Source organism: Streptomyces sp. NPDC046716, from assembly GCF_040645755.1.
GTDB lineage: Bacteria > Actinomycetota > Actinomycetes > Streptomycetales > Streptomycetaceae > Streptomyces.
Genome location: NZ_JBEYYU010000018.1, coordinates 30,493 through 48,953 on the forward strand (window position 1 = coordinate 30,493; position 18,461 = coordinate 48,953).

Here is an 18,461-nt window from a genome sequence, read left to right on the forward strand (position 1 = left end):
TGGGGAGTGCGGAACGGGAGCGGCGGCAGGCGGGGATCCGTGCGGCTCGGGCTGCCGGGATGCGCTGCCCCGGCAGAACAGCCGGAGGCTTGAGAGCGCATAGCCACGATATTAATGATGCTTGCTCTATTTACAAGTCCTATGCAAACTGTGGATTGCCACATCAAGACTACGGCTCGAAGGGGCTTAGCATGGCTCGCATCACGCACGTACGCACGCACGTGCTCAAACTGGAAGGCGCCCGGGCCTACCTGGGGCGGCTCGAGGACGGCGCCGAGCTGACGCCGGAGCGCGGGTACGTCGTGCGCGAGCCGTGGCGCAGCCTGTACTCGGGGCGCTTCGAGACGCTGCTCGTGGAGATCGGCACCGACGACGGCTGCACCGGATGGGGCGAGGCGCTGGCCCCGGTCGGCCCCGAGATCCCGGCGGCGGTGGTGGACCGGCTCCTGGCCGACCAGCTCGTCGGCCAGGACCCCACCCGCGTCCGGCCCCTGTGGCACCGCATGCGTGAACTCATGCGCGAGCGCGGTCACCTGACAGGACATCAGGCGGACGCGATGGCCGCCGTCGACATCGCCCTGTGGGATCTGCACGGCCGGCTGACCGGGCTCTCGGTCGCCGAACTCCTCGGCGGCGCCCACCGCGACCACGTACCGGCCTATGTCTCCGGACTGCCGGAGCCGACGGACGAGCTGCGCGCCCGGCTCGCGGTCTCCTACGCCGAGCAGGGCGCCACGATGGTCAAACTGGCCCTCGGCAAGGGCATCGAGGCCGACCTGGCCACCTACGACGCCGTCGCCGCGGCCGCCCCCGGGCTGCGGATCGCCGTCGACGCGCACTGGGCCTACCGCATCGGCGAGGCGCTGACGCTCGGCGCCGAACTCGACCGCCGCGGAGCCCTCTTCTACGAGGCGCCGCTGGCCCCCGAGGACGTCGAGGGGCACCGTGAGCTCGCCGCCCGCGTCAGCACGCCGATCGCCGTCGGCGAGGCGCTGCGCAACCGCTACGAGTTCGCCGACTGGATCGGCCGCCGCGCGCTGCGCCTGGCCCAGCCCGACGTCGCCCGCACCGGCATCACCGAGGCCACCGCCATCGCCGAGATCGCCGCGGCCGCGCACGTGCCCGTCGCCTGCCACCACTCCGTCGGGCTCGGCGTCGCCCTGGCGGCGGGCCTCCACCTCAGCGCCGCCACGCAGGACTGCCCGTTCTTCGAGTTCCAGGCCGACTCCCTGGCCGTCGCCCAGAGCATCCTGCGCACCCCCATCGAGGTCACCCCGGCCGGCTACCGGCTGCCCGAGGGGCCCGGCCTCGGCATCGAGGTCGACGTCGACACCGTCCGCGAACTCTCCCAGGAGCACTGAACCTTGAGCATCCCGAGCACCTCCTCCGCAGCCCCGGAAGCCGCACTCCCCCAGGGCCTCATACCGATCCTCGCCACCCCCTTCACCGACTCCGGGGAGCTGGACGTCCCCTCACTGCGCACGCTGGTCGAGTTCCAGCTGGCGAGCGGCGTCGACGGGCTCGCCGTGTTCGGCATGGCCAGCGAGGGGTTCGCGCTCACCGAGCACGAGCGGGCCGTGATCCTGCGCACCGTGCGGGACGTGGCCGGGCCCGAACTGCCGCTGGTGGCCGGGGTGAACGGCACCAGCACCGTGACCGCGCGCGAGCTGGCCCGGCGCGCGGTCGACGGCGGCGCCGACCATCTGATGGTGCTGCCGCCGTTCCTGACCAAGCCGTCGCCGCCGCAGGTCCTGGAGTTCTTCGCCGAGGTCGCCGCGGCGACGGACGCCTCGGTGATGATCCAGGACGCGCCCGGCGTGACCGGGGTGGCGCTGTCCGTCGAGCAGATCGCGGCCCTTGCCGCCGAGCCGCGCATCGGCTCGGTCAAGGTCGAGGTGCCCGCGCCGCCCGCCAAGATGGCGGCCGTCGTCGCGGCCACCGGCGACGACTTCGCCGTCCTCGGCGGCCAGAACGCCCAGTTCCTGCTCGACGAGCACGCCAACGGCTCGGTCGGCACCATGCCGGCCTGCGAGTTCTCCGATGTGCTCCGGGACGTGCTCGACGCGCTCGACAAGGGAGAGCGGGCCCGGGGCCGGGCGCTGTACCGCGCGCTTCAGCCGCTCATCCACATCGGCGTCCGTCAGGGCCAGGCCTGGGCGGTGCACAAGGAGGTCCTGGTCCGGCGCGGCATCATCGCCTCGGCCGCGGTCCGGCTGCCGGCCGCGCCCCTGGACGCGGTCACCCGGACGGCGCTCGACGAGATCCTGGACGAGCTGGCCCTGCCCCGGCACCGGGCCGTGTCCGCGTAGCCTCTCCGCCCGCCCCTCAGCCGCTCGTCGGATATAGGATGCACTATATGGATGCCTCATCTCGAAGCGCCGGTCCCGGGACGCAGACCGTGGAGCGGGCCCTTTCCCTGCTCACCTACTTCACCGACGAGCAGCCCGAGCGACGGATCGCCGAGCTGGTCGACCTGACCGGCCTCGGGCAGTCCACGGTCTCGCGCCTGGTGGGGGCCCTCGAATCGCTCGGCTACCTGGCCCGCGACGAGCGCACCGGGCTGCACCGGCTCGGTCCCCGGCTGGTCGGCCTGGCCGGTGTCGCCCTCAACCAGTCGCCCGTGCACCGGGCATCCCGCCAGATCGCCCAGAATCTGGCGCACCAGACGGGGCTCGGGGCCAACGTCTCGGAGCGGCAGGGCGACCAGATGTTCTACCTGTGCCACTTCGAAGGGGCCCGGGCTCCGCGTTCGTTCACGCTGATCGGCCGGCTCGCGCCGCTGCACGCCACGGCGATGGGCAAGGCACTGCTCAGCGGCATGAAGGACGACGAGGTCGCGGAGCTATTGGGCCGTTCGTATCCGGCGTACACGAAGCACACCGTCACGGATCTCGACGCCCTCGCCGCCTCGCTCGACGAGGTGCGCCGCCTCGGCTATGCCACGGAGGTCGAGGAGTTGGCCCTGGGGCGGGCCTGCCTCGCCGTGCCGGTGCGGGACAGGTCGGGCGACATCGTGGCCGCGCTCTCCGTGTCCGGCTCCCTGTCCGCCATGGATCTCACCCATCGCGCGGAAGAGCTGGGCAGCCTCGTCATCGAGCAGGCCGACCAGGTCTCGACGAGCCTGGGATATCTGCACTGAGGACGGTCGACACGCGGTTAGCTTAGGCTAAGCTAACCGCGTGTCGAAGAACCCCAGGCTTGTCCCGAAGCACCCCGGCCTCTTCCGCGGTGAAGTGGTGCGCAGTGTGCGTTTCTCCCCGTCGATCCAGCGTGTGACGGTGACCGGTGACGCCTTCGCCACGTTCCCGTGGCGCGGCTACGACCACTGGTTCCGGCTCTTCTTCAAACTGCCGCACCAGGACGAGTTCGTGCTGCCGCACCTCTCGGGCGCCAAATGGTGGGAGCCCTATCTGGCCCTCCCCGACGAGGTGCGTCCGCACTGCGCCAACTACACGGTGGCGGACTTCCGTCCGGAGGCGGCCGAGCTGGACATCGACTTCGTGGTGCACTGCGGGCCGACCGGCGAGGCGGAGGGTGCGGCGGCGATCTGGGCCTGCGCCGCCGGTCCGGGCGACCCCGTCGCCCTGCTCGACCAGGGGCTGCTGTTCGACTGCCCCGACGACGCCTCCGAGGTCCTTGTGGTGGCCGACGAGAGCGGCCTGCCGGCCATGGGCGGCGTCCTGCGCTCGCTCCCCCGCGGCACCGTCGGCCGCGTCATCCAGGAGATTCCGGCCCACGGCGACCGACGTGACCTCGACGCGCCCGACGGTGTCTCCGTGACGTGGGTGGTCCGCGACGACACCGGCGCCGTGCCCGGCGCGGCAGCGCTGGAGGAGCTGCGGCGCCACGAGAAGGTGTCCGAGACGGGATACGCGTTCGTCGTCGGCGAGTCGACCCTCGCCACGGAGGGCCGCCGCCATCTGCACCGGGCGGGCCTCCCGAAGACCCGCATCACGTTCTCCGGTTTCTGGAAGCACAGCGGGGCCCGTCTGCAGAAAGCGGGCTGAGCCCTGCCCCGTGGGACCGCCGCCACTCAGAGCCGGGCTGCCGCCAGCCATGCCGTGACCCCCGCGACGGCGATGAGTGCGAGGTTGAGGGCGATCCGGCGGTCGCCCATCCGCAGGTGGACCCCGGTCGCCGCGCACTGCAGGACCACGAAGCCGACGGCCGCGGCGAGGGACAGCCAGGGCGCGATGCCGGTCAGCGGTGGCAGCAGGAGGCCGAGGGCGCCCAGCACCTCGATCAGGCCGATGCCCCTGACGGCCGCCATCGGCATGCTGTCCACCCAGGCCATCATCGGCCGGAGCCGGTCACGGCTCCGGACCAGCTTCACCCCGCCCCCGTAGAGGTAGAAGAGGGCCAGCAGACCGGCGACGAACCAATAGGCGAGGTGCACGGCGTTCCTTTCGGGGCGCGGCGGCCGTGTACCGCCTGCCTCGATTCCACGGCCCGCGCGCCGCCCTGTCCAAGACTCGTTCCGCGCCGTCGATACCCGGTGGGTATCGTCGCAGTATGGAGCTACGGACGCTGCGCTATTTCGTGGCGGTCGCCGAGGAGTTGCACTTCGGGCGGGCCGCCGCGCGGCTGCACATGAGCCAGCCGCCGCTGAGCCGGGCGATCAGACGGCTGGAGACGGACCTCGGCGCCGTCCTGTTCCACCGCTCGCCCGCCGGGGTGTCCCTCACCCCGGCCGGGACGGTCCTGCTCCAGGAGGCACGCACCCTGCTCGACCGGGCCGACCGGGTCCGCGTCCGCGTGGCGGCGGCGACCGGCGGCGCGACCCTGACCGTCGGTCTGCTGGGCGACAGCGCCGACCCGGACGTACGCCGGCTGGCCGACGACTACCGGCGACGGCATCCGAACGTCGACGTCCGGATCCGCGAGACCGGTCTGGCCGATCCCACCTGCGGACTGCACGCCGGCCTGGTCGATGTCGCCCTCACCCGTGCCCCGTTCGACGAAACCGGCCTGGCCGTCCGCGCGTTGCGCGCCGACCCGGTGGGAGCGCTGCTGCGCGCCGACGATCCGCTGGCAGGCCGGGCGGCCCTGCGTCTGGCGGACCTGGCCGACCGGGACTGGTTCACCTTCCCCGAGGGCACCGACCCGCTCTGGCAGGCGTACTGGAACGGCGGCGCACCCCGCGAGGGTCCCGTGGTGCGCGCGGTCCAGGAGTGCCGGCAGGCCGTCCTCTGGAACGGCACGGTCGGCATGACGCTCCTCGCCCACGATCCCGGGGCGGGGCTCACCGTGGTGCCGCTGATCGACATGGAGCCGAGCCGCGCGGTGGTGGCGTGGACCGCGGGCGACACCAATCCACTGGTCCGCTCGTTCACCGCGATCGCCGTCACCGCCTACCAGGACGGCACGTCCCGCGGACGCACCGGCACACATGGCTGAACGCCTAGTTGGCGTGACGACGGTTCGGGTCGTCCTGACGGGCGGCGGCGGTGATCGCGTCGGAGGGGCGGCCGTGTCGGGGTGGGGGACGCAGTCGGGACTGAGCACCGCCCCGCAGCCCCGACTCGACACCGCCACCACCACGTCCCGGCCCATCAGCTCGGCAACACGGCCGGTACCTGCCCGCGATCACCGGCGCCGCACCCGCGCCCCCTACCCCGACACCTCCGTCAGCATCCGCCACCCCGGCGCATAGCGTCCGTGCAGGACCAGTGACGCGGCGCCCACCGCTCCGGCCGTCTCGCCGATCAGGCTCGGCTCCACCGTCACCCGGCCCAACGCACGGGTCACCGAAGTGGAGTTGACCGCGGTGTCGATCTCCTCGCCCAGGATCCTCTCCACGCCGGCGAGGGCCTCGCCGCCCAGGACGACGCGGCTCACGTCGAGCAGGGCGACGGCCCCGCGCACCGCCTGTCCCATCCGGCGGCCGGCCAGGCGGACCACCTCGCAGGCCGCCGGGTCCCCGGCGCGCACCGCACGCCGCAGCAGCTTCCAGTCGGCGCGCACGGCGTCGGGCTCGCCGCTGAGGCCGATGCGCCCGGCCGCGGCCGCACCGTGGCGCACGAACAGGTCGTCGACGAGGGCGGCCGGGTTGCAGTTCGGGCCGAGGCAGCCGTCGCTCCCGCAGTCGCAGCGGCGTCCGCCGCCCTCGATCTGGGCGTGGCCGATCTCCCCGGCGTTGCCCGAATCGCCGCGCAGCACTTGGTTGTTGAGCATGATGCCGGCGCCGACGCCCGCGCCCATGTAGACGAACAGGAAGCCGTCCGCGCGCTCCTTGCCGCCGATCCACCGCTCACCGATCGCCGCGGCCGTCGCGTCGTTCTCCATCGCGACGGCCATGCCGGTCGCGCTCGCGAACATGTCGAGCAGCGGCACCCGTCTCCAGCCGTCGAAGTTCGGCGGCTCCACCACCGTGCCGGTCTCGCCGTCGATGGGTCCGGGCGCCGCGATGCCGAGGCCGAGCAGCCGTGCGCGGTCGATCCCGGCGCGGCCGGGCAGCCGCAGCGCGGCGCGGGCCACCTTGTCGACCACCTCTTCGGGCACGCTCGGGCGCGGCAGCGCGAACCGGCGGCTGAGCAGCACCGATCCGGAGAGGTCGACGAGCACGATCACCGCCGCGTCCGGATCGAGGTGCACCCCGAGCGCGTAGGCCCCCTCGGCCCGCGGGGTGAGCAGCGTGCGGCGCTTGCCCCCGCTGGAGGGGGCGTACCCCGACTCGGCGATGAGGCCCTCGTCGAGCAGTCGCCGTACGACGTTGGACACCGTCTGGTTGGTGAGCCCGGTGAGCGGTCCCAGCTCGACGCGGCTCACGGGTCCCCTGGTGCGGATGGCGTCCAGGACGACGGCCTGGTTGTAGCCGCCGACCCGGGGCAGGTTGGTACCGCTTCGCATGGTGGGGCGCTCCTCCCTCGATCACGGAGATCACCGAGATTATGCAGCAGGCGTTGACTTAGTCCATCCATTGGATTTAGGTAAGGCGCCAGACGCACCACGCACCCCACCAGCACCTGCTGCGTCTTCCCTCCAGTACGCCCCGTACCTCACGCAGTTACGCCCTCGTACCACTCGCAGTCGCGCGCCCCAGCCAGGCGTATGAGCCGCACCTCCCGGAGGATTTCCGATGCGAAAGAAACTTCTCGCCGCCCTCGCGATCACCGTCGCGACAACGTTGTCTGCCGCAGGCTGCGGCGGCTCGGGCGCCGCCGGCGGCGGCAACTCCATCAAGGTCGTCTACTGGCAGCACCTGGACCAGAACGACAAGAAGCAGCAGAAGTTCCTCACCTCGATGAAGACCTCCTTCGAGAAGGCCCACCCAGGCAAGAAGATCGAGATCGTGCCGGTCACGGCGTCGGAGAACGACTACTACACCAAGATCCAGCTGATGATGCGCTCGCCCTCGACCGCTCCCGACCTGGTCTACGAGGACACCGCGCTGATCAACTCCGACATAGCCAGCGGCTATCTCAAGCCGCTCGACGAGTACGTGGCCAAATGGTCCGACTGGGGCAAGTTCGCGAAGGCCGCGAAGTCCGCCGTCTCCTCCCCCACCGACGGCAAGACGTACGCCGTCCCGGACGACACCGACACCCGGGGCATCTGGTACAACCAGAAGCTGCTCAAGAAGGCCGGGATCAAGACCCCTTGGCAGCCGAAGACGTGGGAGGACATCCTCGACGTCGCCCGGACGGTCAAGAAGAAGCTGCCGGGCGTGACGCCGATGAACCTCTACACGGGGCAGGCCGGCGGAGAGCAGTCCGTCATGCAGGGCTTCGAGATGCTGCTGTACGGGACCGAGGGCGCGGGCGACTCCCTGTACAACGCCAAGAGCAAGAAGTGGATCACCGGCTCGCAAGGGTTCAAGGACGCGCTGGAGTTCGTCCACACCGTCTACGGCGAGAACCTGGGCCTGTCCAAGTCCACGGCGCTGGGCGCCAACGCGGGCACCGAGGTCGGCACGAAGCTGCTGCCCGAGAACAAGATCGCCATGAACATCGACGGCTCGTGGATGGCGAACAACTGGCTGAAGACCGGCCCGCGCCCGTGGCCCGAGTGGACCGGGACGATGGCCTCCGCGGCGATGCCGACCCAGAACGGCCAGGCGCCCGGCAAGGTCAGCATGTCGGGCGGCTGGGCCTGGTCCATCCCGGCCAAGGCCAAGAACCCCGAGCTGGCCTGGCAGTTCATCAAGACGCTCAAGAACAGGAAGAACTCGACCGCGTGGAACATCATCGAGTCGACGACCGCCGTCCGCACGGACGTGGCCGCCGACCCGAAGTACCTGGAGGCCACGCCGACCAACAAGTTCTTCACCGGACTGGTCAAGTACACCCACTTCCGTCCGGCGCTGCCGAAGTACCCGCAGGTCTCCAACGCCATCACCAAGGCGATGGAGTCCGTGACCACCGGCCAGAGTTCGGTGGACGACGCGGCCAAGACCTATGACCAGGACCTGGCCACGGCCGTCGGCTCCGACAGCACCGCCCAGGGCTCCCGATGAAATCCGCCGCAGCCGCACCCTTGGGCCGCCCGGCCACCGGACGCGCGGCCGGCCAGTCGCTGCTGCGCGGTCTGCCGCTGCTGCCGTCCCTCGTCCTGCTGGCCGTGTTCCTGGCCGGGCCGATCCTCTACTGCGTCTACGACGCCTTCACCGACGCGCAGTTGACCGGCGCCGCCGAGACGCACTTCGTGGGCCTGGACAACTTCACGCGGGCCTTCGGCGATCCCGACTTCCTCAACGCGCTGTGGCTGACGCTGGTGTTCGTGGTGGGCTCCGCCGTCGTCGGCCAGAACACGCTCGGGCTGAGCCTCGCCGTCATGGCCGAGAAGGCGACCCGCCCGGTGCGCTCGCTGGTCAACGGCGTGGTGATCGCCGCCTGGGTGCTGCCCGAGGTCGTCGCCGGCTATCTGATGTACGCGTTCTTCTACCAGCAGGGCTCGCTGAACGACGTCCTCGGCATGCTGGGCCTGCCGCAGCAGAACTGGCTGTACACCCTGCCGATCCTCGCGGTGTGCCTGGCCAATGTGTGGCGCGGCACCGCGTTCTCGATGATGGTCTACTCCGCCGCCCTCAACGAGGTGCCGCGCGAACTGGTGGAGGCCGCCGAGATGGACGGCGCGGGCGCGTGGCACCGGCTGTGGCACGTCACGCTTCCGGTCATCCGCCGCTCCATCATGACCAATCTGATGCTGATCACCCTGCAGACGCTCTCCGTCTTCGGTCTGATCTACGCCATGACGCGCGGCGGCCCCGGCAACAAGAGCCAGACCCTGCCCGTCTTCATGTACCAGCAGGCGTTCCAGAACAGTCTCATCGGCTACGGCACGGCGATCGCGCTCGTCCTGCTGGTGGTGGGCGCCCTGTTCTCCGTCGTGTACCTCAAGCTGCTCAAGGTGGAGGAGGACTGATGGCCACCACCGATCTGCGCCCGGCGGCCCGCGCGGGCCGTTCCGGCGGCGCCGCCCGGCCCGCTCCCGCCGTGACCACCGCCCGCCACCGGATCCGGCCCGCGCGCGTCGCGGTCAATCTGGTCCTGCTGGTCATCAGCCTGCTCTTCGTGCTGCCGCTGGTGTGGATGGTGTTCGCGTCCGTCAGCTCCACGGCCGGCTTCGAGCTGACACTGCCCGTGCCGCCGACGCTGGACAACTTCCACGCGATCCTCAACACCGAGACCACGTTCCGGCCGCTGCTCAACGGCCTGCTGCTGTGCGGCGGCGCGACCCTGATCTGCGTGGTCGTCTCGATCCTGGCGGCCTATCCGCTGTCGCGTTACCGCTCCCGGCTGCGCCGCCCGTTCCTCTACACGGTCCTGTTCACCACGGGGCTGCCCATCACCGCGGTGATGATCCCCGTGTACAGCATGTTCGTCCAGGTCGAACTGATCGACTCGATGGTCGCGACCACGCTGTTCCTGGCGGCCTCCGCGCTGCCGATCGGCATCTGGCTGATGAAGAACTTCATGGACGGTGTGCCCGTCGTCCTGGAGGAGGCCGCCCGGATCGACGGCGCGAACGCCATGCAGTCGCTGACGCGGGTGGTACTGCCGCTGATGTGGCCCGGGGTCACCGTCGTCACCGTGTTCACCTTCATCAGCATGTGGGGCAACTTCTTCGTCCCGTTCGTGCTGCTGCTGTCGCCGGAGAAGCTGCCGGCGTCGGTGAGCGTGTTCACCTTCCTCAGCGCCCACGACCAGACGCAGTACGGGCAGCTCGCCGCGTTCTCCCTCGTCTACACGCTGCCCGTCGTGATGCTGTACCTCCTGCTGACGCGCAGGCTGGGCGGCGGATTCGCGCTCGGCGGGGCCCTGAAGGGCTGAACACGGCCTCATCCCCACCTGTTCACGTACGTCCTCCGAAAGGTGTTCTGTGCACTCCGACCGTGACATCGTCGAGCGGCGCCTGCGCCGCGTACTCGACGAGCGCATCCGGCCCGCCGTCCACGCCCTGTCCGTCCCGCTCGACGTCGGGATCTGGCAGGTGCCCGGCGAACCCGTTCCGGTGGCCGAGGGGCTGGCCGCCGACTACCGGCCCACCGGGGCGGGCGCGCACTGGGGCCCGGCGTGGACCACCAGTTGGTTCCGGCTCAGCGGGCGCGTCCCCGAGGAGTGGGCGGGGCGCCGGATCGAGGCCGTCGTAGACCTCGGCTTCGACCCCTCCGAACCGGGCTTCTCCGCCGAGGGACTGGTGTACCGGCCCGACGGCACCGCGGTGAAGGCGCTCAACCCGCGCAACGCCTGGCTGCCGGTCACCGAACAGGCCGCGGGTGACGAGGAGTTCATCTGTTACGTGGAGGCCGCGGCGAACCCGCTCGTCATGCACTCCGGCCCCGAGGACCACAGTTACGCGATCACTCCGCTGGGCGGCCGCGCGCCGTGGCTGGACGAGCCCGGCGCCTCGGGCGGCGAGCCGCTGTACCGGCTGCGCCGGCTCGACCTCGCGGTGTTCGACGCGGAGGTCTACGAACTGGTCCACGACATGGAGGTGCTCGACCAGCTCATGCGTGAGCTGCCCGAGCAGTCGCCGCGCCGCTGGCAGATCCTGCGGTCGCTGTCGAACGCCCTGGACGCCGTGGATCTGCAGGACATCGGCGGCACCGCGACCGCGGCCCGCGCGATCCTCGCCCCCGCTCTGGCCCCGCCCGCCGCCTCCGGTGAGCACCGCGTCTCCGCGATCGGCCACGCCCACATCGACACGGCCTGGCTGTGGCCGCTGCGCGAGACGGTGCGCAAGGTGGCCCGTACGGTCTCCAACGTCACCCAGCTCATGGACGAGCACCCGGAGTTCCGCTTCGTGATGTCCCAGGCGCAGCAGCTGGCCTGGCTGAAGGAGCACCGGCCCGAGGTGTACGAGCGCGCCCAGGAGAAGGCGAAGACCGGGCAGTTCGTGCCCACGGGCAGCCTGTGGGTGGAGCCGGACACCAACATCACCGGCGGGGAGGCCCTGGCCCGCCAGTTCATCCACGGCAAGCGCTTCTATCTCGAGGAGTTCGGCGTCGAGACCGAGGACATGTGGCTGCCGGACACGTTCGGCTACAACGCGGCGATGCCCCAGCTGATGAAGCTGGCGGGGGTGCGCTGGTTCCTGACGCAGAAGATCTCGTGGAACACCACGAACAAGTTCCCCCACCACACGTTCTGGTGGGAGGGGATCGACGGCACCCGGATCTTCAGTCACTTCCCGCCGGTCGACACGTACAACAGCGATCTGTCCGGCGCGGAGGTCGCGCACAGCGTCCGCAACTTCCAGGACAAGGCGGGCGCCAACCGGTCACTCGCGCCGTTCGGTTACGGCGACGGCGGAGGCGGCCCGACGCGCGAGATGCTGGCGCGCGCCGAGCGCCTGGCCGATCTGGAGGGTGCGGCGCGGGTCTCGATCGAGAAGCCGGGCGACTTCTTCGCGAAGGCGCTGGAGGAGTACCCGGACGCGCCGGTGTGGGTGGGCGAGCTGTATCTGGAGTTCCACCGCGGCACGCTCACCAGCCAGATCGAGACGAAGCAGGGCAACCGGCGCAGCGAACACCTGCTGCGCGAGGCCGAGTTGTGGGCGGCGACGGCCGCGCTGCGCACGGGTGCGGAGTATCCGTACGAGGCGTTGGACCGCCTGTGGAAGACGGTGCTGCTGCACCAGTTCCACGACATCCTGCCGGGCACGTCGATCGCCTGGGTGCACCGGGAGGCCGAGGAGACGTACCGTCAGATCGCCGCCGAACTGCATGAGTTGATCGCTTCGGCGCAGACGGCGCTGGCCGGTCCGGCCGGAGCGGACGGCTCGGAGGTCGTCTTCAACGCGGCGCCGCACGCCCGCGGTGGTGCGGCGGCCCTGGGCGGCGCGGTGCGCACCCGGCGCGAGCCGGCCACGGTCGTCCCGGTGGCGGAGAACGGCGGTCACGTCCTCGACAACGGGCTGGTCCGCATCGTCGTCGACGAGCGTGGCCTGGTCACATCGGCGTACGACATCGACGCGGACCGCGAGGCGCTGCCGCCGGGCGGTGTCGCGAACCTGCTCCAGCTCCACCAGGACTTCCCCAACCAGTGGGACGCCTGGGACGTGGACGCCTTCTACCGCAACACCGTCACCGATCTGACGGACGCGGAGTCGGTGACCGTGGTGGACGGCGCGGTGAAGGTGGTGCGCGCCTTCGGCGCCTCGCGCGTCGAGCAGACGCTGTCCCTCGCGCCGGGCGCCCGTCGGCTGGACGTCGACACGGTCATGGACTGGCACGAGACCGAGAAGATGCTGAAGGCCGCGTTCCCGCTGGACGTGCGGGCGGGGCACTCGACGGCCCAGGTCCCGTTCGGGCACGTGGAGCGGCCCACGCACACCAACACCAGCTGGGACGCGGCGAAGTTCGAGGTGTGCGCGCACCGGTTCCTGCACGTCGGGGAGCGTGACTGGGGCGCGGCCGTGGTCAACGACTCGACGTACGGGCACGATGTGACGCGTGATGTGCGCGAGGACGGCGGGACGACCACCACGGTCCGGCTCTCCCTGGCCCGCGCGCCCCGGTTCCCCGATCCGGACACCGACCAGGGCACGCACCGTCTGCGCTATGCCCTGGTGATCGGCGCGGACGTCGAGGACGCGATCCGCGAGGGCTATCACCTCAACCTGCCCGAACGCACGGTGCCGGGCTCGGCCGAGGTGGCGCCGCTGGTGTCCGTCGACAGTCCCGCGGTCGTGGTCGAGACGGTGAAGCTGGCCGACGACCGGTCGGGCGATGTGGTGGTCCGGCTCTACGAGGCCCACGGCGGCCGCGCCACGGCGCTGCTCACCCCCGGCTTCCGGATCGCGTCGGCGACCGCGACCGACCTGCTGGAGCGACCCCGCGCGGCCGACGAGCCGAGCTGCGCGGTCGTGGAGGGCGGGGTGCGGCTGCGGTTGCGTCCGTTCCAGATCCTGACGGTGCGGCTGGTTCCCGAGCGAGGCTGACGCGGGCGGGGCTGCCCCGGACTCCGGGGCAGCCCGGGCGGCTACGAGCGTGCGTAGGCCGCCCAGTCCACGATCTGCACGGCCGCTCCGGCGGCCTCCTCGCCCCGGCAGCGGGCGTGGTGCCTGCGGGCGATCCCGTCCAGGTCGAGGTGCCGGCCGAAGGCGGGATGCGCCGTCAGGCGCCGCGCGTACGCCCACAGCCGGGGATGGTCGGTGATGCGGTGCACGGCGGCGGCGTCGAGGTGGTGGCGGTGCACCGTGTCCAGTTCCACCAGCGTGACCCACGTCTGGACGTCGGCGAGGGTGACGTCGCCGCCGAGCAGGTGGTCCCGGTCGCCCAGCCGCGATTCCAGCCGGTCCAGCGCGTCGTGCAGGGTGGTCAGGGCGGTGGCACGTGCCACCGGGTCGGTGCCGGGCGCGCCGGCCCGCTGGGCTGCCGCGGTGATGTCCTGCTCGCAGAGCCTGCCGATGTCCGCGATCTCCTCCTCGGCGCCCCGCGGGTCGAGGTCGGGCCCCTGGTCGCCGAACCGCCGGGCGAGGTCCCGCAGGATGTCGGGGGTGTGCGTGCTGACGATCGTGCCGGTCCAGCTGTCGCTGAGCACCGGTGCCAGCGTCGGTCCGCGGTGCTGGTGCGCACTGGCCGCGTAGAGCGGGCGCAGCGCGAGGTGGCCGCCTTCGGGGGCGTCCGGTACGGCCGGCAGCAGGGTCACCGGGAGGGTGTCGTCGAGCGACAGGAGGCTGTGGGTGACGGCGATCTGCAGACAGTGCGGACAGGACAGCGAGAGGTGGAGCCGGTAGCGGCGCGGTACGGCGTAGTAGCCGCTGCGCGCGTCACAGCCGATCCTGCTGCGGAAGGTCGGCGCGGCGGTCGAGAACGATGGGGCGGGCATACGTCTCCCTCGGAGTGCTGGGTCACAGGCGTACGACGGCGACGGCGCGGCCGGAACACGGGTGGGGCCGTGGGGTCAGGCGCGAGCGGGGACGGGACCTCGGGGGTGCGGCGTTTTCGCCGCGCTGCAGACGCGCGCGAGGTCGATGTGACGACGGGACGTCAGCAGGGGCAGCTGCCGGACGGCGACGCCGACGGCGTCGTCACCGAGATCCGTCGCAGCACGACCCATCTTTCCCTACCAATTCACTAGGATTCCCGTAGTGGAGTCTCTGCCCGTGATCGAGCCGCGTCAAGGGGCCGGGGGCCGACCGGTCCTGTCGTCTCACCACGTGAGAAGGGGCGTGGACCCTCGACGCGGCTCGCACCTCACCTGCGGCGCCACTCCTCGGCGAGCAGTTCGTACGACCTCACCCGGGCGGTGTGGTCGTGGGTGACGGTGGTGATGAGCAGTTCGTCCGCGCCGGTGGCCTCCTGGAGCTGCGCCAGCCGGTCGGCCACCCGCCCGGGCGAGCCGACGAACCGGGTGTCGATCCGGTCCCTGACGAGGTCGCCGTCCTCGTCGGTCCACTCCAGGGACCGGGCCTCGTCGGGCGTCGGGTAGGCGATGGCGCCCTCGGCCGTGCGGATGCTGCGGACCCAGGGCGCGTAGCCCTCGGCGAGTTCGCGGGCCGTCGCGTCGTCCTCCGCCACGACGACGTCCGCCGAGACGCTGACGTACGGCTTGTCGAGGACGTCGGACGGCCGGAAGAAGGACCGGTAGCCGTCCACGGCCTCCAGCACGGTGCCCGGGCTCACGTGGTAGTTCGCGGCGAACCGCAATCCCCGCGCGCCCGCGGCCTCGGCGCTGACGCCGCCGCTGCTGCCCAGGATCCACACCTCTAGGTCTGCGCCCTCCCCCGGCACCACGTGGGCCTCGACGCCGTCCGGCGACCGGTAGGTACCGGCCAGCAGCGCGAGGATGTCGTCGAGTTGCTCCGCGTAGTCCTGGGGTTCGGCGCCCGGCGGCAGGAGCAGCTTGCGCTGCAGGGCGATCCGCGGGGAGCCGAGGAGCCGTTCGAAGGAGAACGGGGGCGGGACGACGAGACCGTTCGGGGCGCGGCCGTCGACGACGGGAGTGGCGCTCGCCGGCGTCTCGGCCGGCCGGCCCGGCGGACGGCCGCCGGAGCGGCCGAGGCCGAGATCGAGGCGGCCGGGGTGCAGGGCGTCGAGCAGGCCGAACTCCTCGACGGTGCTCAGCGCGGTGCGATGGCCGAGCTGCACGGCGCCGGAGCCGAGCCGGATCGTGGAGGTGTGCGACGCGGTCAGCGCGAGGACGACGGCCGGGGAGGTGCCCGCGACACCGGGGTTGAGGTGGTGCTCGGCGAACCAGTACCGGGCGTACCCGAACCGCTCGGCCCGCTGCGCCAGGTCGACGGAGTTGCGCAGGGCGTCGGCGGCGGTCGACCCGGACACGATCGGTACGAGGTCGAGCACGCCGAGGGGGATGTCAGACACCGGCGGCCTCCGGGGCGTGGTCCGGGTGGGCGAGGCCGAGGTGGTGGCGCAGGGTCGGGCCCTCGTACTCGGTGCGGAAGACGCCCTGTTCCTGGAGGAGCGGGACGACCCGGTCGGCGAAGTCGTCGAGGCCGGTGGGGGTGATGTGCGGCACGAGGATGAAGCCGTCGCTCGCGTCGGCCTGCACGAACTCGTTGATGGTGCGCGCGATCGTCGCCGGCGAGCCGATGAAGTTCTGCCGGTTGCCGGTCTCGATGACGAGATCGCGGATCGACCAGTTGTGGGCGGTGGCCAGTTCGCGCCACTCGCGGGCGGTGGCCAGCGGGTCGCGGTACATGCGGACCTGGGCCCGGCCCTCGGAGATGTGCTGGTCGCCGAGGTCCGGGTCGATGTCGGGCAGCGGTCCGTCCGGATCGTAGGAGGACAGGTCACGGTTCCAGACGAACTCCAGGTGCTTGAGCGCGGTGGCGCCGCTGACCTGCTGACGGCGCACCTCCTTCGCCAGCTCCTCGGCCTCGGCGTCCGTGTCGGCGAGGGTGAAGGTGGCGGCCGGGAGGATGAGCAATTGGTCGGCGCGGCGCCCGTACTTGGCGAGGCGGCTCTTGACGTCCGTGTAGAAGGCCCGGCCCTCGTCCAGGGTGGCGTACCGGCTGAAGATGGCGTCGGCCTCGGACGCGGCGAACTCGCGGCCCTCCTCGGAGTCGCCCGCCTGGAAGACGACGGGCCGGCCCTGCGGGGAGCGCGGGACGTTGAACCGCCCGTGGATGTCGAAGTGCTGCCCGGTGTGGACGAAGGAGCCGGCCTTCGCGTCCCGCAGGAAGGCGCCGGTCTCCTGGTCGGCGAGGATCTCGTCGCCGTGCCACGAGTCGAGGAGTTCGTGCGTCGTGGCCAGGAACTCCTTGGCACGCGAGTAGCGCTCCTCCTTCGGGAGGAAGCCGCCGCGCCGGAAGTTCTCGCCGGTGAAGGCGTCCCAGGAGGTGACCACGTTCCACGCGGAGCGGCCGCCGGAGAGGTGGTCCAGGCTGGCGAACTGGCGGGCGACCTCGTAGGGCTCGTTGAAGGTGGAGTTGATGGTGCCGGTGAGTCCGAGGTGCTCGGTCACGGCGGCGAGCGCGGCGAGGACGGTGAAGGTGTCGGGGCGGCCGACGACGTCCAAGTCGTAGATCTGGCCGCCCTGTTCCCTGAGCCTGAGCCCTTCGGCGAGGAACAGGAAGTCGAACTTGGCGCGTTCGGCGGTCCGCGCGAAGTGCGCGAAGGAGCTGAACTCGATGTGGCTGCCGGACTTCGGGTCGCTCCACACGGTGGTGTTGTTGACGCCGGGGAAATGGGCGGCCAGGTGGATCTGCTTCAGCGGCTTGTTCATGGTCGGGGTTCCCTCCGGCTCAGGCGGTGGCGGCGTGCGGGGCGTAGCGGTTGGCGGGCCGGGTCAGGCCGAGCAGGCCGCGCAGGGTGTCGGCCTCGTAGGCGGTGCGGAACGCTCCCCGGCGCTGGAGTTCGGGCACGAGCCCCCGGGTGATCGCCGGCAGGTCGTGTCCGTCGACGGCGGGCCGCAGCCGGAATCCGGTGAGTCCGCCGGTCGCCAACTCCTGGACCAGGTCGGCGAGTTCGGCGGGGGTGCCGGTGAAGACGAGCGCGTCGCTGGTGTAGGGCTCCCCCGCGAGGGTGTCGAGCCGTTCCTTGCGGGCCCGCGCCGCGCCCGGCTCGTCGTCGAGGAAGACCACGAGGTCGCCGAAGACGTGCAGGGGTTCGTCGGCGCGGCCCGCCGCCTGCTGCTCGGCGCGGATCCGGGCGACGATCGCGCGGGCCTCGGCGCTGTCGTGCGGGGTGGTGTAGCCGACGTCGGCGGCGCGGGCCACGAGCCGGTAGGGGACGGTGTCGTGGGCGAGCGCGGTGACGAGCGGCTGCCCCTGGGGCGGCCGGGGTGTGATGGAGGGGCCCTTGACGCGGAAGTGCCGGCCCTCGAAGTCGATGTAGTGCAGCCTGTCGCGGTCGATGAAGCGGCCGGTGGCGGCGTCCCGGATCTCGGCGCCGTCCTCCCAGCTGTCCCACAGCCTGCGCACCACCTCCACGTGGTCGGCGGCCTCGTCGAAGAGGTCGGTCACCGCCTCCGCGGGGTTCGGCAGGTCGGAGAGCTCGATGCGCGGGACGGTGCGGCGGCCGAAGTGGTCGGCCTCGTTCGAGCGCGGGGAGATCTGGACGCGCAGTCCGGCGCGGCCGGTGCTGACGTAGTCGAGGGTGGCGATCGCCTTGGAGATGTGGAACGGCTCGGTGTGGGTGGCGATCACCGTCGGCACGAGGCCTATGTGGCGGGTGAGCGGGGCGACGCGCGAGGCGACGAGGACGGCGTCGAGCCGGCCGCGGACCTGGTCGGTGCGGTCGTCCGGGTCCGGGAACCGGGAGGACTGCGGGCCGAGGCCGTCCTCGATGGTCACGAAGTCGAGCAGGCCGCGCTCGGCCTCCTGGATCAGACCGGTCCAGTGGGCGGCGGTGAACAGGTCCCGGGGCCGGGCCGCCGGCTCGCGCCACGAGGCGGGGTGCCAGCCGGTGCCGTCCAGGGCGACGGCGAGATGCAAGGGTGCAGCGGGTGTTGAGGACACGAGTGGGTGCCTTCCTGGAGGTCCGTGACGAGGACGCCGGGCCCTCGTGCGGGGCGGCGGAACGGGAGGCCCGTGCCGGGAGTCCGAGACGGCTC

15 protein-coding genes are annotated in these 18,461 nt (G+C 71.6%); 9 read left to right on the forward strand and 6 right to left on the reverse strand.

Going from position 1 to position 18,461, the window contains the following annotated elements; all coding sequences use genetic code 11:
- Positions 1-191: 191 nt before the first annotated feature.
- Genes ABZ930_RS16015 through ABZ930_RS16030 form a run of 4 tightly spaced genes read left to right on the forward strand, consistent with a single transcriptional unit; the run spans position 192 to position 4,007 of the window.
- The gene (locus tag ABZ930_RS16015) at positions 192-1,361 is read left to right on the forward strand and encodes a mandelate racemase/muconate lactonizing enzyme family protein (RefSeq protein WP_361547677.1); all 1,170 of its coding nucleotides are present in this window, start codon (positions 192-194) and stop codon (positions 1,359-1,361) included.
- 3 nt (positions 1,362-1,364) lie between these two features.
- Positions 1,365-2,309: a dihydrodipicolinate synthase family protein gene (locus ABZ930_RS16020; RefSeq protein WP_361547680.1), complete on the forward strand. Its 945-nt coding sequence runs from the start codon at positions 1,365-1,367 to the stop codon at positions 2,307-2,309.
- Between the two features lie 47 nt (positions 2,310-2,356).
- Complete coding sequence (locus tag ABZ930_RS16025; protein WP_361547683.1) at positions 2,357-3,139, forward strand: IclR family transcriptional regulator; 783 nt, start codon at positions 2,357-2,359, stop codon at positions 3,137-3,139.
- A 40-nt stretch (positions 3,140-3,179) separates the two neighbouring features.
- Positions 3,180-4,007 carry a siderophore-interacting protein gene (locus ABZ930_RS16030; protein WP_361547686.1) on the forward strand — a complete coding sequence of 276 codons (828 nt, stop codon included), beginning with the start codon at positions 3,180-3,182 and terminating at the stop codon, positions 4,005-4,007.
- A gap of 26 nt (positions 4,008-4,033) precedes the next feature.
- Here the strand turns inward: ABZ930_RS16030 and ABZ930_RS16035 are convergent, their stop codons facing one another.
- Positions 4,034-4,396: a DoxX family protein gene (locus tag ABZ930_RS16035; protein ID WP_361547689.1), complete on the reverse strand. Its 363-nt coding sequence runs from the start codon at positions 4,394-4,396 to the stop codon at positions 4,034-4,036.
- Positions 4,397-4,512: 116 nt separating this feature from the next.
- Here ABZ930_RS16035 and ABZ930_RS16040 point away from each other — a divergent pair, with 116 nt between their 5' ends.
- Positions 4,513-5,397, forward strand: a complete 885-nt coding sequence (locus tag ABZ930_RS16040; RefSeq protein WP_361547692.1) for a LysR family transcriptional regulator — start codon at positions 4,513-4,515, stop codon at positions 5,395-5,397.
- 213 nt (positions 5,398-5,610) lie between these two features.
- Here the strand turns inward: ABZ930_RS16040 and ABZ930_RS16045 are convergent, their stop codons facing one another.
- Entirely contained in the window at positions 5,611-6,849 is a 1,239-nt protein-coding gene (locus tag ABZ930_RS16045; protein ID WP_361547695.1) for an ROK family transcriptional regulator, read from the reverse strand.
- Between the two features lie 229 nt (positions 6,850-7,078).
- Between ABZ930_RS16045 and ABZ930_RS16050 the strand changes: the two genes are divergently transcribed.
- Genes ABZ930_RS16050 through ABZ930_RS16065 form a run of 4 tightly spaced genes read left to right on the forward strand, consistent with a single transcriptional unit; the run spans position 7,079 to position 13,383 of the window.
- Complete coding sequence (locus ABZ930_RS16050; protein WP_361547698.1) at positions 7,079-8,455, forward strand: extracellular solute-binding protein; 1,377 nt, start codon at positions 7,079-7,081, stop codon at positions 8,453-8,455.
- Positions 8,452-9,363 carry a sugar ABC transporter permease gene (locus ABZ930_RS16055; RefSeq protein WP_361547701.1) on the forward strand — a complete coding sequence of 304 codons (912 nt, stop codon included), beginning with the start codon at positions 8,452-8,454 and terminating at the stop codon, positions 9,361-9,363. Before ABZ930_RS16050 ends, ABZ930_RS16055 begins: the two co-directional genes overlap by 4 nt.
- Positions 9,363-10,271: a carbohydrate ABC transporter permease gene (locus ABZ930_RS16060; protein ID WP_361547704.1), complete on the forward strand. Its 909-nt coding sequence runs from the start codon at positions 9,363-9,365 to the stop codon at positions 10,269-10,271. Before ABZ930_RS16055 ends, ABZ930_RS16060 begins: the two co-directional genes overlap by 1 nt.
- Positions 10,272-10,320: 49 nt before the next feature.
- Positions 10,321-13,383 (forward strand): glycoside hydrolase family 38 C-terminal domain-containing protein, encoded by a 3,063-nt coding sequence (locus ABZ930_RS16065; RefSeq protein ID WP_361547707.1) that lies wholly within the window; start codon positions 10,321-10,323, stop codon positions 13,381-13,383.
- 41 nt (positions 13,384-13,424) lie between these two features.
- On the opposite strand, the gene ABZ930_RS16070 is transcribed toward ABZ930_RS16065, so the two are convergent.
- The 4 genes from ABZ930_RS16070 to ABZ930_RS16085 all read right to left on the reverse strand — a co-directional run bounded on the left by ABZ930_RS16070 (position 13,425) and on the right by ABZ930_RS16085 (position 18,366).
- A complete protein-coding gene (locus ABZ930_RS16070) occupies positions 13,425-14,273 on the reverse strand; it encodes a glutathione S-transferase C-terminal domain-containing protein (RefSeq protein ID WP_361547709.1) in 849 nt (282 codons plus the stop codon).
- Positions 14,274-14,641: 368 nt separating this feature from the next.
- Positions 14,642-15,769, reverse strand: coding sequence for an LLM class flavin-dependent oxidoreductase (locus tag ABZ930_RS16075; RefSeq protein ID WP_361547712.1), 1,128 nt, complete (start codon positions 15,767-15,769; stop codon positions 14,642-14,644).
- Positions 15,762-17,132: an NtaA/DmoA family FMN-dependent monooxygenase gene (locus ABZ930_RS16080; protein WP_361547715.1), complete on the reverse strand. Its 1,371-nt coding sequence runs from the start codon at positions 17,130-17,132 to the stop codon at positions 15,762-15,764. Before ABZ930_RS16080 ends, ABZ930_RS16075 begins: the two co-directional genes overlap by 8 nt.
- A gap of 19 nt (positions 17,133-17,151) precedes the next feature.
- Positions 17,152-18,366, reverse strand: a complete 1,215-nt coding sequence (locus ABZ930_RS16085) for an LLM class flavin-dependent oxidoreductase (RefSeq protein ID WP_361547717.1) — start codon at positions 18,364-18,366, stop codon at positions 17,152-17,154.
- Between the last annotated feature and the right edge of the window lie 95 nt (positions 18,367-18,461).

Bases quoted from the DNA above. Each gene is read 5' to 3' on its own strand.
- ABZ930_RS16080 (WP_361547715.1), bottom strand. From the start codon at position 17,132: ATGAACAAGCCGCTGAAGCAGATCCACCTGGCCGCCCATTTCCCCGGC.
- ABZ930_RS16045 (WP_361547695.1), bottom strand. From the start codon at position 6,849: ATGCGAAGCGGTACCAACCTGCCCCGGGTCGGCGGCTACAACCAGGCC.
- ABZ930_RS16025 (WP_361547683.1), top strand. From the start codon at position 2,357: ATGGATGCCTCATCTCGAAGCGCCGGTCCCGGGACGCAGACCGTGGAG.
- ABZ930_RS16060 (WP_361547704.1), top strand. From the start codon at position 9,363: ATGGCCACCACCGATCTGCGCCCGGCGGCCCGCGCGGGCCGTTCCGGC.
- ABZ930_RS16070 (WP_361547709.1), bottom strand. From the start codon at position 14,273: ATGCCCGCCCCATCGTTCTCGACCGCCGCGCCGACCTTCCGCAGCAGG.
- ABZ930_RS16055 (WP_361547701.1), top strand. From the start codon at position 8,452: ATGAAATCCGCCGCAGCCGCACCCTTGGGCCGCCCGGCCACCGGACGC.
- ABZ930_RS16040 (WP_361547692.1), top strand. From the start codon at position 4,513: ATGGAGCTACGGACGCTGCGCTATTTCGTGGCGGTCGCCGAGGAGTTG.
- ABZ930_RS16050 (WP_361547698.1), top strand. From the start codon at position 7,079: ATGCGAAAGAAACTTCTCGCCGCCCTCGCGATCACCGTCGCGACAACG.
- ABZ930_RS16015 (WP_361547677.1), top strand. From the start codon at position 192: ATGGCTCGCATCACGCACGTACGCACGCACGTGCTCAAACTGGAAGGC.